At 75.2% G+C, this 13,208-nt stretch carries 12 protein-coding genes and 1 pseudogene; 6 read left to right on the top strand and 7 right to left on the bottom strand.

The annotated features are described in order from the left end of the window. Position 1 precedes the first annotated feature (1 nt). The 4 genes from BJY28_RS14910 to BJY28_RS16505 all read right to left on the bottom strand — a co-directional run bounded on the left by BJY28_RS14910 (position 2) and on the right by BJY28_RS16505 (position 6,137). The gene (locus tag BJY28_RS14910) at positions 2 to 4,741 is read right to left on the bottom strand and encodes an ATP-dependent helicase (protein ID WP_179463692.1); all 4,740 of its coding nucleotides are present in this window, start codon (positions 4,739 to 4,741) and stop codon (positions 2 to 4) included. An 85-nt stretch (positions 4,742 to 4,826) separates the two neighbouring features. Then, positions 4,827 to 5,309 (bottom strand): DUF2306 domain-containing protein, encoded by a 483-nt coding sequence (locus BJY28_RS14905; RefSeq protein WP_179463691.1) that lies wholly within the window; start codon positions 5,307 to 5,309, stop codon positions 4,827 to 4,829. Positions 5,310 to 5,312: 3 nt separating this feature from the next. After that, on the bottom strand, positions 5,313 to 5,726 hold the full coding sequence (locus tag BJY28_RS14900) for a MarR family winged helix-turn-helix transcriptional regulator (RefSeq protein WP_179463690.1): 414 nt from the start codon (positions 5,724 to 5,726) through the stop codon (positions 5,313 to 5,315). Positions 5,727 to 5,810: 84 nt separating this feature from the next. Then, the gene (locus BJY28_RS16505; protein WP_246313428.1) at positions 5,811 to 6,137 is read right to left on the bottom strand and encodes a hypothetical protein; all 327 of its coding nucleotides are present in this window, start codon (positions 6,135 to 6,137) and stop codon (positions 5,811 to 5,813) included. 93 nt (positions 6,138 to 6,230) lie between these two features. On the opposite strand from BJY28_RS16505, the gene BJY28_RS16500 reads away from it, so the two are divergent. Next, the gene (locus BJY28_RS16500) at positions 6,231 to 6,380 is read left to right on the top strand and encodes a hypothetical protein (protein WP_246313427.1); all 150 of its coding nucleotides are present in this window, start codon (positions 6,231 to 6,233) and stop codon (positions 6,378 to 6,380) included. Between the two features lie 248 nt (positions 6,381 to 6,628). Here BJY28_RS16500 and BJY28_RS16970 read toward each other — a convergent pair. Together BJY28_RS16970 and BJY28_RS14890 are read right to left on the bottom strand one after the other, a co-directional pair. Next, positions 6,629 to 7,462 (bottom strand): annotated as a pseudogene (locus BJY28_RS16970) (hypothetical protein); the annotation flags it as partial. Between the two features lie 56 nt (positions 7,463 to 7,518). After that, positions 7,519 to 8,721, bottom strand: coding sequence for an MFS transporter (locus BJY28_RS14890; RefSeq protein ID WP_179463689.1), 1,203 nt, complete (start codon positions 8,719 to 8,721; stop codon positions 7,519 to 7,521). 53 nt (positions 8,722 to 8,774) lie between these two features. Between BJY28_RS14890 and BJY28_RS14885 the strand changes: the two genes are divergently transcribed. Beyond that, entirely contained in the window at positions 8,775 to 9,104 is a 330-nt protein-coding gene (locus BJY28_RS14885) for an ArsR/SmtB family transcription factor (protein ID WP_179463688.1), read from the top strand. A gap of 59 nt (positions 9,105 to 9,163) precedes the next feature. On the opposite strand, the gene BJY28_RS14880 is transcribed toward BJY28_RS14885, so the two are convergent. Further along, positions 9,164 to 10,219, bottom strand: a complete 1,056-nt coding sequence (locus BJY28_RS14880; RefSeq protein WP_179463687.1) for an agmatine deiminase family protein — start codon at positions 10,217 to 10,219, stop codon at positions 9,164 to 9,166. 69 nt (positions 10,220 to 10,288) lie between these two features. Here BJY28_RS14880 and BJY28_RS14875 point away from each other — a divergent pair, with 69 nt between their 5' ends. Genes BJY28_RS14875 through BJY28_RS14860 form a run of 4 tightly spaced genes read left to right on the top strand, consistent with a single transcriptional unit; the run spans position 10,289 to position 13,172 of the window. Beyond that, entirely contained in the window at positions 10,289 to 10,537 is a 249-nt protein-coding gene (locus BJY28_RS14875) for a DUF3046 domain-containing protein (protein ID WP_218875393.1), read from the top strand. A gap of 36 nt (positions 10,538 to 10,573) precedes the next feature. Next, positions 10,574 to 11,506, top strand: coding sequence for an ATP-binding cassette domain-containing protein (locus tag BJY28_RS14870; protein WP_179463685.1), 933 nt, complete (start codon positions 10,574 to 10,576; stop codon positions 11,504 to 11,506). Further along, a complete protein-coding gene (locus BJY28_RS14865) occupies positions 11,506 to 12,351 on the top strand; it encodes an ABC transporter permease (protein WP_179463684.1) in 846 nt (281 codons plus the stop codon). The genes BJY28_RS14870 and BJY28_RS14865 overlap by 1 nt, the downstream gene beginning before the upstream one ends. Next, on the top strand, positions 12,348 to 13,172 hold the full coding sequence (locus tag BJY28_RS14860) for an ABC transporter permease (RefSeq protein ID WP_179463683.1): 825 nt from the start codon (positions 12,348 to 12,350) through the stop codon (positions 13,170 to 13,172). The genes BJY28_RS14865 and BJY28_RS14860 overlap by 4 nt, the downstream gene beginning before the upstream one ends. The last annotated feature ends 36 nt before the right edge of the window (positions 13,173 to 13,208 follow it).

Raw genomic sequence — 13,208 nt, 5'->3', positions numbered from 1 at the left:
CTCAGCCCCGCCCGCCGGGGCGCAGCCGCAGCCCGCGCGGGGTGGCGTGGAAGCCGGCGCCCTCCAGGGCCCGGGCGAGCGGTTCGGCAGACCCGAGGACGTCGGCCCCGTCCGCCTTCTGCACGGTGAGCCGGCCCAGCGCACCGCGCTGCACCGCCTCGGCCAGGGCGCCGGCGGCGCGGGCGAGCACCGCCTCGTCCTCGCTCCAGGTCAGCAGGGTGCGTCCGCCCCGCTCGACATAGAGCACCAGCGCGCCGTCCACCGTGACGACCAGCGCCCCGGCCTTGCGCCCGGGCTGGTGACCGCCGTCCCGCTCCGGCCAGCGCAGCGCCGCGCCCCACGGGTTGGCGGGGTCGGTCGCGGCGAGCACGACAGCCCCGTCGGCGCCGCCGCTGGAGCGGACCTGGTCGACCGCCCCGGCCGCAGCGAACTGGGAGGCGCCGAGCCCCTCGACGAAGTAGCCGCGACGCACCTGCCCGGCCTCCTCGGCCGCACCGAGCACCCGGTGCACCGCCGCGAAGCCACCGGGCACATCCTCGGCGGCCACCGCGCCGCGGGTGACCACCCCGTGCCGGTCGAGGAGCCCCTCGGCGGCGGCGTGCGCCCGCACCGTGGGGTCGTCCTCGGCGGCGGGCAGCAGCGACCAGCGCCCGGTGGCCCGGGGCGGTCCGCTGCGGCCGGGCAGCCCGCTGCGTCCCAGCCGGGGCCGCGAGCCGTACCGTCCCCGGCTCGGTGGGCGCCGGCTGGTCCGGTGGCTGCTGCGTCCGCCGGCCAGGCTGGCTCGGACCGGGGCCAGGGTGTCGCCGGTGACCAGGCCGCGGTGCACCAGCGACCACAGCGCCTCGACGAGCCGGTCGTCGCCGACGGCCTCGCTCTGCTCGTCGAGGAACCGACGGGCGACGTCGTCGGCGAGGTCACGGAAGAAGCGGGCCCCGCCGCCGCTCAGCGCCGCCAGCAGCGCCTCCTCGACCGGGTCGAGGTCGTCGCGGTCGGGCAGCGGCAGCGTCTGCGGCGCGGTCTCGGCCAGGTGCAGGCTGACCCACAGATCGTCGCCGGCCATCGCGCCGTGCCCCGACCACAGGATCTCCCCGGCGGCGGTGAGCTCGTCGAGCAGCGGCCCGGCCGGCTCGCCCATCCGGGCCGGCAGCACCAGCGACTCCACGGCGCTGGCCGGCAGCCGGACCCCGGAGAGCTGCTCGACCACCCGCAGCACCCCCTCGCGACCGCGCATCCGCCGCCCGACCCCCTGCCAGGACGGCAGGAAGCGCGCGTACTGGCGCGGGTCCACCGGCTCCACCTCGTGCCGCAGCGCGGCCAGCGAGCGGCGCCGCAGCAGCCGCAGCACCTCCGCGTCGCACAGCTCGCCGCCGCTGCCGCCGCACTCCTCGGGCAGCAGGTCGCCCTCGACCACCCGGCCGCTCTGCACCAGCCGGCGCAGCGCGTCCTGGGCCACCGCCCGCCCGATGCCCCACCAGGTGGCCAGGTCCGCGGCCGCGAAGGGGACGTGCGTGCGGGCGTAGCGGGCGACCAGCTCGCCGAGCGGGTCCGCGGTGGGGGTGAGGACCGACTCGGGCAGCCCCGGCGGCAGCGAGACCCCGAGCGCGTCGCGCAGCCGGGCGGCGTCCTCGATCCAGGCCCACCGTTCCTGCCCGGCGATGCGGACCGGGACGGCCTGGCGGGTGCGGCGCAGCTGCTCCAGCGCCTCCTGCAGCGCGGGGACGTCGAGGGCCTCGGTGCTGCGGGCGTCCAGGTCCGCCAGGCTCAGCGGGCCCAGGACCCGCAGCAGGTCGAGGACGTCCTCGCCGTCCCGGGCGGCCCGCTCGGGCGTCAGGTGCTGCAGCTCGGCCTCGGTGCGGCGCACCGCGTCCGGGTCCAGCAGGTCGGCCAGGGCCAGCTGCTCGCCGCGGCCGAGCAGGTCGGCCAGCAGCGTGGGGTCCAGGGTCAGCGCGGCCGCACGGCGCTCGGCCAGCGGGCTGTCGCCCTCGTAGAGGAACTGGGCGACGTAGCCGAACATCAACGAGGCGGCGAAGGGGGAGGGCCGCGGGCTCTCCACGTCCACGAGGGAGACCTCGCGGCCGGCCACCTTCGTCATGAGGTCGGTCAGCGCCGGGACGTCGAAGACGTCCTGCAGGCACTCGCGGACGGTCTCCAGCACGATCGGGAACTGCGCGTGCCCGCTGGCGACCTCGAGCAGCGCGGCGGCCCGCTGGCGCTGCTGCCACAGCGGGGTGCGGCGGTCCGGGCGGCGCCGTGGCAGCAGCAGGGCCCGGGCGGCGCACTCGCGGAAGCGGGCGGCGAAGAGCGCCGAGCCGCCGATCTCCTCGGTCACCAGCGTCTCGACATCGCTCGGGTCGAGGGTGATCAGGTCGAGGATCTCCTCGGCACGGGCGCCCTGGCCGGGGCCGTCGCCGCCGTCCAGCTCGACGTCGGGCAGGCGCAGCACGATCCCGTCGTCGCCATGCATCGCCTGCACGTCGACCCCGAGCCGCTCCCGCATCCGCGCCGAGATCGCCAGCGCCCACGGGGCGTGCACCTGGGCGCCGAAGGGGGAGTGCAGCGCCACCCGCCAGTCGCCGATCTCGTCGCGGAAGCGCTCCACGACGATCGTCCGGTCGTCCGGCAGGTGGCCGGTGGCCTCGCGCTGCTCGCCGAGGTAGCCGAGCAGGTTGTCCGCGGCCCACGGGTCCAGCCCGGCCGCGGTCAGCCGCTCCCGGGCGGGCCCGGGTGCCAGCGCCCCGACCTCGCGGACGAAGGAGCCGACCGCCGCGCCCAGCTCGGCGGGACGGCCGATCTGGTCGCCGTGCCAGAAGGGCAGCCGACCCGGTTCGCCCGGCGCCGGGGTGACGAGCACCTGGTCGTGGGTGATGTCCTGGATCCGCCAGGTGCTCGTGCCGAGGGTGAAGGTGTCGCCGACCCGGGACTCGTAGACCATCTCCTCGTCGAGCTCGCCGACCCGTCGGCCCGGGCCGTCGGATCCGGCGAGGAAGACCCCGTACAGCCCGCGGTCGGGGATGGTGCCGCCGCTGGTGACGGCCAGCCGCTGCGCGCCACGACGACCGCTGAGGGTGCCGGCGCCACGGTCCCAGGTCAGCCGGGGCCGCAGCTCGGCGAACTCGTCCGAGGGGTACCGGCCGGCGAGCATGTCCAGCGTCGCGTGCAGCACGGTGCTCGGCAGCGAGGCGAAGGGGGCGGCCCGGCGCACCAGCGCCTCGAGGTCGGGGACCTGCCAGTCGTCCAGGGCGCACATCGCCACCACCTGCTGGGCGAGCACGTCCAGCGGGTTGGTCGGCACGTGCAGGGCCTCGATGTCCCCGGCCCGCATCCGCTCGACGACGACCGCCGACTGGACGAGGTCGCCGCGGAACTTGGGCATGACCACCCCGTGGCTGACCGCGCCGACCTGGTGCCCGGCCCGGCCGACGCGCTGCAGACCGGAGGCCACCGACGGCGGCGACTCGATCTGCACGACGAGGTCGATCGCGCCCATGTCGATGCCCAGCTCGAGGCTCGAGGTGGCCACCACGCAGGGCAGCCGGCCGGCCTTGAGGTCGTCCTCGATGAGGTCGCGCTGCTCCTTGCTCACCGAGCCGTGGTGGGCCCGGGCGATCACCGGCGGCGCCCCGGCCGAGGCACCGGACTGGGCCATCATCTCGGCCGGGGGGCGGGCGCCCCCTTCGCCCGCGGTCCGGTCCGACGGGCCCCCTTCGTCGTGCCGAGGCTCGTCGGTGGCGCCGTCAGCGTCCCCCGAGGTCTCGACCTGGCGCTCGGCCCACAGCTCGTTGAGACGGCCGGTCAGCCGCTCGGCGATCCGCCGGGAGTTGACGAAGACGAGGGTGGTGCGGTGGGCGGCGACGAGGTCGACGACGCGCTCCTCGACGTGCGGCCAGATCGAGGCGCGCCGCTCCTCGCCGGCGGCCTGTCCGGTGAGGTCGCCGGTGGGCTCGCCGAGCTGGGTGAGGTCGGCGACCGGGACGACGACGTCGAGCTGCCACTGCTTCGTCGAGGTGGGCTGGACGATCTCGACCGGCCGTCCGCCGGCGAGGAAGCGGGCCACCTCCTCGACCGGGCGCACGGTGGCCGAGAGGCCGACCCGCTGCGCCGGTTGCGGGAGCATCTCGTCCAGGCGCTCGAGGGAGAGCGCGAGGTGGGCGCCGCGCTTGGTGCCGGCCATCGCGTGGATCTCGTCGATGATCACCGTCTCCACCCCCTGCAGCGCCTCGCGGGCGCCGGAGGTGAGCATGAGGAAGAGCGACTCCGGGGTGGTGATGAGCACGTCGGTGGGGGTCTTGGCGAAGGCCCGTCGCTCGGCGGCCGGGGTGTCCCCGGAGCGCACCCCGACGGTCACCTCGGGCGCGTCGAGCCCGAGCCGGGCGGCGGCGTGGCCGATGCCGACCAGCGGGGAGCGCAGGTTGCGCTCGACGTCGACGGCCAGCGCCTTGAGCGGGGAGACGTAGAGCACCCGGCAGCGGGCCAGGGCCTCCTGCGGCGGGGGCGTGGAGGCGAGCCGGTCCAGCGCCCAGAGGAAGGCGGAGAGCGTCTTGCCCGAGCCGGTGGGCGCGACGACGAGGGCGTGCTGGCCGGAGCTGATCGCGTGCCAGGCACCGCGCTGGGCGCTGGTGGGCTCGGCGAAGCTCCCGCGGAACCAGTCGCGGGTCGCGGGGGAGAAGCGCTCCAGGACGTCGGTGCTGCTGGCGGGGGAGTCCGCGGCGCCGGGCGGGCCCGGAGGGTTCGTGTCGCTCATGTCGTCGCCCAGCCTGCCACGCACCTCCGACAGTCCTAGGACTGTCGCGCCGGACCGGCCGCGCGCTCGGTCCTGGGCGACTCTCCTAGGACTGTCGGGGTGGGGAGGGGGTGAGCCGGTGGCCCAGGGCGACGACGGCGACGGTGGTGAGGGCGACCGCGACGACGAAGGCGAGCGCCCCCAGCGGTCGGGTCATGACGAACTGGGGCACCACCCGGTCGGGGATGGCCGCGGCGAAGGCGAAGGCGCCCACCAGGCCGAGCCAGCTGCCGGCCATGTGGCGACGGTGGGCGGAGATCCGACCGCGGCGGGCGTTGACCAGCCCGAGGGTCACCGTGACCAGGGTGACCGTGCTGAGCACGTGCAGCCCGCTGAAGCTGTCGCCGTTGATCCCGCGGATGCCGTAGGACGTCAGGGCGACCGCCAGCATGAGCACCACCCACACCCGGCCGGCGAAGCGGTGCGCCGGTGACCCCTTCGTCCCGCCGAAGAGCTGGTAGGCCCCCAGCGGCAGCGCGACCAGCGCCATGGTGGCGTGCACGGCGATCAGCGGGGTGAGGTGCTCCATGGCTCAGCCCTCCCGCAGCGCGTCGGACAGCCGGGTGACGTCCCGGGAGAGGGCGGCACCGTCGATGCCGAGGGCGGACACGAGGTCGTCGAAGGAGCCACCGACGGCCGCCGACGCGGCCGCGAGCCGCTCCCGTCCGGCGCCGGTCAGCTGCAGCGCCCGCCGGTTGCCGCCGCCGGGGGTGCGGCCCATGGCGACCAGCCCGTCCTCGGCGAGCGAGCGCAGCAGCCGGCTGGCGGCCGGTTCGCTGGCGCCGGTGCGCTCGGCGACCGCCCGCTGGGTGGCGCCGGGGTGCTCGTCGACGATGAGCAGGGTGAGGAAGCGGCGATAGGTGAGTCCGTGCTCGGCCAGCAGCCCGTCGGCGTAGTGGTCCATCCGGCGGACGAGCAGATGCAGCTGGTGGGCGAGGGAGACCATGCGCCCAGTCTTAACCATGCAACTTGCCTATGCAAGTAGGAGGCGCAGGGGCCGTGCACGCACCGGGCCGGGAGCGGCGCGCTCTCAGCCGACCGGCTCGAGGAAGTAGCTCTCGTCCATCGCCGGGTGCGGCCGCACCGGCACCACCCGGTCGCGGGTGCGGTGCTCCTGCCAGCGACGCTGCTCGACGCGCTCGCGAGCCTCGTTGACCGCCTCGCACTGGGCGGCGTCGAGGTAGAACTCCAGCCGTTCCAGAGCGGCGTCGAGGCGGGCGAAGCGCTCGTGCGAGGTGCCGTCGTCGGCGGCCGCGACGAGCCGCTGCACCGCCTGCGCGACGGTGGCCCGACGCACCCGTCGCTTGGGGGTGGGCAGCACGTCGATCCAGCCGTCCTCGCTGACGATGATGACCATCGCCCCACGGCCGGCACGGCCAGGTAGCGGATGGCCGAGTTGTACCGGGCGCCCCGGGAGGGGTCGCCGGTGCCGGTGGCCACCCCGTCGAGGATGACCCCGACCGCGTGGCAGCGGCCGTCGGGCGCGACGAGCACCGCGCCGTCGATGCCGCTGAGGGTGCTCAGCGCCCGTCCGCCCAGGCGGGTCGGGCGGATCGTGTGGGCCTGCGGCAGCAGCCGCTGCCCCTCGGTGGCGGCCTGAGGGTGGACCACGAGGATCGTCCCGTGGTCCTGGCGGGCGCAGGCCTGCGCCATCGACCACAGCGCCGCCGGGTCGGCCTCCGTCGATCCGGCGAAGACCCGGTCGACGACGTCGGCGAAGGTGGTCGGGTCGATCGGCTCCCGGGGCAGGCCGGGGCGGCCGTTGTCCACCCGCAGGAAGGGGGTGTCGGCGTGCCACAGCTCCCACGACCCGGTGCCGACGACCCGGGCCTCGACGACGTCCTCCCGGGGCAGGTCGTCCTCGTCGCGCACCGACCCCAGGCCGTGCACCTCGCGCCCGTCGCTGATCAGGGCCAGGTCGCCGCCGGCCATCTCCAGGGCCTTGCGCAGCGAGCGCGGGATGCTCATCGGCACCGGCTGGTCGAAGGTGACCTCCTCGACCACCGCAGGGTGCTCCCGCCGCGCGAGCACCAGCGTGCCCAGCCCGGAGCGTCCCTCGTAGGTGCGCACGCTGACCTCGTCGAGGGCGTCCCGGCAGCCCTGGGCGTGCGCCTGGCCGGTCCGGGCCAGGGCGCCGTCGACGAAGCGGTCGGCGGCCCGCCTCAGGATCGTCCCGGGGTCGACGCCGGCGAGCGCCGCCGGGCTGCTGCGGTCGAGCTCGCGGGAGGCGGCGCGCAGCACCTCGCGGACCACCGCCTCCGGGTAGCAGGTCGGGACCCGTTCGCCGCCGACGTGGTCGCGGGTGAAGCGCGGCAGCTGCTCCCACGGGTCGCGGGCGAGCGCCAGGACCGGCACCACGAGGTGCTCGCCCACGATGCGGCCGGTGCCGACGACGAGGGCTCGGTCCTCGTCGGTCAGGGCGGTCTCCAGGCGTGGCGTCAGGTCGTCAGTGCTGGCCGGCTCGGCTGCTGCAGCGAGCGCGCCGGCCCGTGGGTCGGGCGCTCCGGGGTCGTCGGGCTCACCGGATCCGAGGGGCTCGCCGGGCATCGTGAGGTCGACGGGCGCGTCTGCGGGTTCCAGCAGCACGCTGCCGTCGCCGCGGCGGGGGAGCGCGACGAGGTAGCCGCGCGGGTCGAGCTCGATGCCGGCCGCGTCGAGCGCGTCGTCGGCCAGCTGCTCCATCGACCAGCGCAGCTCGCCCTGACCCTCCCAGATCGCCTCCACGGGGCCCGATCCTCTCAGTCGCGCGCGCCGACCGCCTGCTCGGGTGCGCGGCAGCGCGCGAGGGCCGACGGCGCCTCCCAGGCCAGGACCAGCGCGCCGAGCAGCGCCGCAGCACCGACCAGCGGGACGGCCTCGGCACCCAGCCGGTCGACGACGAGCCCACCGAGGGCGCCCGCCCCGGCAGTGCCGAGGTACAGGCCCGAGATGATCAACGAGACCGCGGTCATCGGGGTCTCCGGGGCGGCGGCCAGGGCGCTGGCCTGCATCGGCGGGCTCAGCGCCCATGCGGCCAGCGACCACAGCCCGACGAGCACGACGAAGACCCACCCGGGCCCACCGCCGGCGGCCACGGCGGCGATCGCCAGCAGCAGGGCCGCATGGCCGCCGATGATGAGCAGCCGGGCGCGGCGCGGACCCAGGGAGTCGGTCAGTCGTCCGCTCCCGACGGCGGCGACGACGCCGACGAGCCCGACAAGGAGCAGCAGCAGCGGCAGGGCCTGGTCGCTGCCGACGGACAGGGCGCTGACCGGCCCGAGATACGTGTAGAACATCAGCCCCCCGGTGCCGCAGAGGGTGATCGCGGCGACGAGCCGGGCGAGCGCCGGCCGCCGCAGCGGGGTCAGCCGGGCGGCCAGCGTCGTGACGGGTGCCCCGGGCAGCGGCGGGAGGGTGCTCACCGCGACCACGGCCGCCAGCGTCGCGACAGCGCCGATGAGGACGAAGGTGGCCCGCCAGTCGACGAGCTCGGCCAGCCAGGCACCGACGGGTACGCCGGTGAAGAGGGCCACCGTCAGCCCGGCCGTGACCACGGCGAGGTAGCGCCCCTGGCGCCCGGGCGGCGCCGCGTCGGCGGCGATGGCGAAGGCGCTGGTCGAGACCACCCCCGCCGAGAGGCCGGCCAGGGCCCGCAGGACGAGCAGCGAGGTGAGGTCCGGGGCCAGGGCGCAGCCGAGGTTGACCAGCACGAAGGCGGCCAGTCCGAGCGCGAGCACCGGGCGGCGCGGGCACCGGTCGAGCCAGACGGCGAGCAACGGCGTGCCCACCGCGAAGGACAGGGCGAAGGCGGTGACCAGCTGGCCGGCCGCCCCGGTGCTCACCCGCAGGTCCGCGGCGACCTCCGGGAGCACGCCGGCGATGACGAACTCGTCTGTCCCGAGCGCGAGGGTGGCGACGAAGAGGACACCGAGCCAGAGCCGGGACCGGGTCTGCGACTGCACGGACGCTCCTTTGTTTGATGTGCGACGAACATCGAACAACGTAGCATGGGGTGATGCGGCACGCCGAGCATCCCGAGGTCGAGGAGATCTCCCTCCCGCGGGTGCTCTCCGCCCTCTCCGACCCGCTGCGTCTCGGGATCGTCGCGCTGCTCTCCGACGGGGCCGAGCGGCAGTGGGGCGAGCTGGACGCGCCGGTCTCGAAGTCCACGCTGAGCCACCACATGAAGACCCTGCGCAGCGCGGGGATCACCCGCACCCGGGACGAGGGCACCCGGTGCTACGTCAGGCTGCGGCGGGACGACCTCGACGAGAGGTTCCCGGGGCTGCTGGACTCGGTGCTGCTCGCGGCGCCGGAGGACGCCGTGGAGGTCGGTCTGCGCTGAGGTCGGGCCGCGCTCAACCGGGCTGCGCCGTGGGCAGCCTGCGCCGAGGTTCCGTCGGCTCAGCCGCGGGTGGCCGGCTGCTGCTGGGTGATGCAGTGCACGCCGCCACCACGGTCGAAGAGCGGCCGGGCATCCACCCCGACCACCTCGCGCCCGGGGTAGGCCTCGCGCAGCACCGCCAGCGCCCGCTCGTCGTGGGGGTCCTCGAAGGTGCAGGCGACGACGCCGCCGTTGCACACGAGGTGGTTGATGTAGGACCAGTCCACCGGCCCCTGCTCGTCGTGGGTGGTGGCCGGTGCCGGCACCCGCACGATCTCCAGCTCGCGACCGGCGGCGTCGCGGGCCGCCCGCAGCACCTGCTCGGCCTCGCGGCTGACCGCGTGGTCGGGGTGCCCTTCGTCCTCCTGCCAGTGCAGCAGCACCCGCCCCGGCGCGACGAAGCAGGCGACGATGTCGACGTGCCCGCGGGTGCCGTACTCGTCGTAGTCACGGGTCAGCCCGCGCGGCAGCCAGATCGCCGTGGAGACCCCGAGGGTGCGGGCCAGCTCGGTCTCGATGTCCCCCTTCGTCGCCTCGGGGTTGCGCCCGGGGTCCAGCTGCACGGTCTCGGTGAGCAGCACGGTGCCCTCGCCGTCGACGTGGATGCCGCCGCCCTCGTTGACGATCGGCGAGGCGATCCGTTGCGCCCCGGCGGCGTCGGCGACCAGCGCGGCGACCCGGGAGTCCTTGCCCCAGGACGCCCAGGACTGCCCGCCCCAGCCGTTGAAGATCCAGTCCACCGCGCCCAGGGTGCCGCGCTCGGAGAGGACGAAGGAGGGGCCGATGTCGCGCATCCAGGCGTCGTCGAGGTCGGCGATGACGAGGTCCACCGGGTGCGCGGTGTCGGTGCCCAGGTGCTCGCGGGCGGTGTGCAGGTCGTGTCCCTCGACCACCACGGTCACCGGCTCGAAGGCGGCCACCGCCCGGGCGACGGCCGCCCAGGTGCGCCGGGCCAGGTCGGCCTCGGCCGGGTCGTCACCGAGGGTGTAGCCGCTGCTCGGCCAGGCCATCCAGGTGCGCTCGTGCGGGGTCCACTCGGCCGGCATCCGCCACCGGGCACCTGCGCTGTCGGTCATGGCGGCAGTATGCCCGCGCGGCCTGCCGCCGCGGTCGCTCGGGGCCGTGCCTACCCTGGGGGTGTGCGGATGAGTCACTTCTGGCGCCTCATGGAGGACGAGCTCGGCGAGGGGTATGCCCACACCCTCGCCCGCGGTCACGCGGTGCACGCCCTGCGTGACCGCACGGTCATCCAGGCCCTCGAGGACGGGGTCGACCCGCGCACGGTCTGGGAGGCCCTGTGCGAAGACCTGCAGATCCCGCCCGAGCGCCGGCTCGGCCGCGACGTCGCGCCGGTGGACGTGCCGCGCCGGGTCATCGACTCGATCGGCGACTGAACCGGCCGGCCGGGATCCTCGGTAGCCTCCCTCCTCGTGACCAGCGACCAGCCCGTGCTGCGCGCCCGCGGGCTGACCAAGTCCTTCGGCGAGCTCACCGCGGTCCGCGGGATCGACGTCGAGGTCGCGCCGGGGGAGTCCTTCGGCTTCCTCGGGCCGAACGGGGCCGGCAAGTCCTCGACGATGAAGATGGTCGCCGCGACCTCGCCGCCGACCTCCGGCGAGCTGCGGATCTTCGGCCTCGACCCGGTCGCCGACGGTCCGGCGGTGCGGGCCCGGCTCGGCTCCTGCCCGCAGCAGGACAACCTCGACGCCGAGCTGACCGTCGAGGAGAACCTGCACGTCTACGGCCGCTTCTTCGGGCTGCCCCGGGCGGTGATCCGGACCCGCACCGACGAGCTGCTCGACTTCGCCCAGCTCACCGAGCGGCGGCACGACCGGGTGGAGCCGCTCTCCGGCGGGATGAAGCGCCGGCTGACCATCGCCCGGGCGCTGATCAACGAGCCCGAGGCGCTGCTGCTCGACGAGCCCACCACCGGGCTGGACCCGCAGGCGCGGCACGTGCTGTGGGACCGGCTCTTCCGGCTCAAGCGGCGCGGGGTCACGCTCATCCTCACCACGCACTACATGGACGAGGCGGAGCAGCTGTGCGACCGGCTCGTCGTCATGGATCGTGGCGAGATCGTCGCCGAGGGCTCGCCGCGGGCGCTCATCGAGCGCTACTCGACCCGGGAGGTGCTCGAGCTGCGGCTGGCCGTCGACGACCACGCCGAGGCGGTCGGGCAGGTCGGCGGGATCGGCGAGCGGGTCGAGGCGCTGCCGGACCGGCTGCTCGTCTACGCCGACCACGGTGACGCCGCGCTGGAGAGCGCCACCGCGCGCGGGCTGCAGCCGGTCTCCGCCCTGGTCCGGCGCAGCAGCCTCGAGGACGTCTTCCTGCGCCTGACCGGGCGCACCCTGGTCGACTGATGGCCGACGCCAGCACCCCGGGCCGCACCGCCGCGGTCGACCGGTCGACGGCCGCGGTCGCGCACGTCGTGCCCCCGCGACTCGTGCGGGTCGGCGCGGTCGCCGGCTACTTCGCCGCGGTCTGGCGGCGTGCCTGGGTCGGCTCGGTGATCAGCCGGGTCGGCGGACCGGTGCTCTTCCTGCTCGCCCTCGGCCTCGGGCTGGGCTCGCTGGTCGACGAGAGCTCCGGCGGGGTCGGCGGCACGAGCTATCTGCTCTTCGTGGCGCCGGCGATGTTCGCCGTGCAAGGGATGCTCGATGCCACCAACGAGTCGCTCTGGCCGGTCTACGGCATGTTCGTGTGGAACCGGATGTACCACGCGATGGTCGCCACCCCGCTGTCCGTGGGCGACCTGCTGGCCGGGCACCTGCTCGTCATCGCCGCGCAGACCGCCGCCGGCGGGCTGGCCTACCTGCTCGTGGCGGCGCTGCTGGGGGCGGTGACCTCGTGGTGGGCGCTGCTGTGCGTCCCGGTCGGGGTGCTGACCTGCCTGGCCTTCGCGGCGCCCTTCATCGGGATCGCCGCCCGCGCCCGCACCGACGCCGTCTTCAACCTCGTCTTCCGGCTCGTGGTCACCCCGCTGATGCTCTTCTCCGGCGTCTTCTTCCCGGTGGGCTCGCTGCCGGTGGTGCTGCAGGCGCTCGCCGGGTGCACCCCGCTCTGGCACGGGGTCGAGCTCTCCCGGGCCGTGGCAGCGGGGGCGCCGGACCTGATGAGCCTGCTGCACCTGGTGGTGCTGCTCGTGGCGATCGCGCTCGGTGCGCTCCTGGCCCGCACCGGGCTGTCCGCGAGGCTGGTCGGATGAGCGCGCCAGCCCGGACCAGGCCCCCGGTCGGCGCCGCGCTCAGCCCCGGGCTGTGGTTGTGGCGCAGCGTGCTCGCCCGCAACGTCACCACCTTCCGGCGGCAGTGGCCGATCTTCGTCTCCGGCTTCGCCGAGCCGGTCTTCTACCTCTTCTCGATCGGCCTCGGGGTGGGCGCGCTGGTGCCGCTGGTGACCACCGACTCGGGGCGGCAGGTGGACTACGCCCTCTTCGTCGCGCCCGCGCTGCTGGCGGTCTCGGCGATGAACGGGGCGGTGATGGACTCTACCTTCGGGGTCTTCTTCAAGCTGCGCTACGCGCGGATCTACGACTCCATGCTGGCCACCCCGCTGCGTCCGCGGGACATCGCCGTCGGCGAGGTGGCCTGGTCGCTGGTGCGCGGCGGCACCTATGCGCTCGCCTTCTACCTCGTGGCGGTGCTCGCCGGGATCATCGACCCGCTGGCCTCGCCGTGGTCTCTGCTGTGCGTGCCGGCAGCGGTCTTCACCGGGCTGGCCTTCTCCGGGATGGGGATGTTCGCCACGACCTACCTGCGCTCGTGGACCGACTTCGATCTCATCTTCCTCGTCGTCCAGCCGCTCTTCATGCTCTCGGCGACCTTCTTCCCGCTGAGCACCTACCCGGGCTGGCTGCAGCCGGTGGTCCAGCTCAGCCCGCTCTACCACGGGGTGGCGCTGGAGCGGGCGCTCGTCCTCGGCGAGGTCGGTCCGGGGCTGCTGGTGCACGTGGCGGTGCTCACCGCGCTGGGCGGCCTCGGCGCCTGGGGCGCCGCGCGGCGGCTGGACGGTCTGCTGCGCTCCTGAACGAGGGATCGAGGCTGACCCTCGACCTGAGGGTAA

The sequence above is a fragment of the Janibacter alkaliphilus genome (genome assembly GCF_013408565.1).
GTDB classification, from domain to species: domain Bacteria; phylum Actinomycetota; class Actinomycetes; order Actinomycetales; family Dermatophilaceae; genus Janibacter; species Janibacter alkaliphilus.
This window is presented reverse-complemented; position numbering and strand designations above follow the sequence as displayed.

Bases quoted from the DNA above. Each gene is read 5' to 3' on its own strand.
- BJY28_RS14885 (WP_179463688.1), top strand. From the start codon at position 8,775: ATGCGGCACGCCGAGCATCCCGAGGTCGAGGAGATCTCCCTCCCGCGG.
- BJY28_RS14860 (WP_179463683.1), top strand. From the start codon at position 12,348: ATGAGCGCGCCAGCCCGGACCAGGCCCCCGGTCGGCGCCGCGCTCAGC.
- BJY28_RS14900 (WP_179463690.1), bottom strand. From the start codon at position 5,726: ATGGTCTCCCTCGCCCACCAGCTGCATCTGCTCGTCCGCCGGATGGAC.
- BJY28_RS14865 (WP_179463684.1), top strand. From the start codon at position 11,506: ATGGCCGACGCCAGCACCCCGGGCCGCACCGCCGCGGTCGACCGGTCG.
- BJY28_RS14880 (WP_179463687.1), bottom strand. From the start codon at position 10,219: ATGACCGACAGCGCAGGTGCCCGGTGGCGGATGCCGGCCGAGTGGACC.
- BJY28_RS14875 (WP_218875393.1), top strand. From the start codon at position 10,289: ATGAGTCACTTCTGGCGCCTCATGGAGGACGAGCTCGGCGAGGGGTAT.
- BJY28_RS14910 (WP_179463692.1), bottom strand. From the start codon at position 4,741: ATGAGCGACACGAACCCTCCGGGCCCGCCCGGCGCCGCGGACTCCCCC.
- BJY28_RS14905 (WP_179463691.1), bottom strand. From the start codon at position 5,309: ATGGAGCACCTCACCCCGCTGATCGCCGTGCACGCCACCATGGCGCTG.
- BJY28_RS16505 (WP_246313428.1), bottom strand. From the start codon at position 6,137: ATGGTCATCATCGTCAGCGAGGACGGCTGGATCGACGTGCTGCCCACC.
- BJY28_RS16500 (WP_246313427.1), top strand. From the start codon at position 6,231: ATGACCCCGACCGCGTGGCAGCGGCCGTCGGGCGCGACGAGCACCGCG.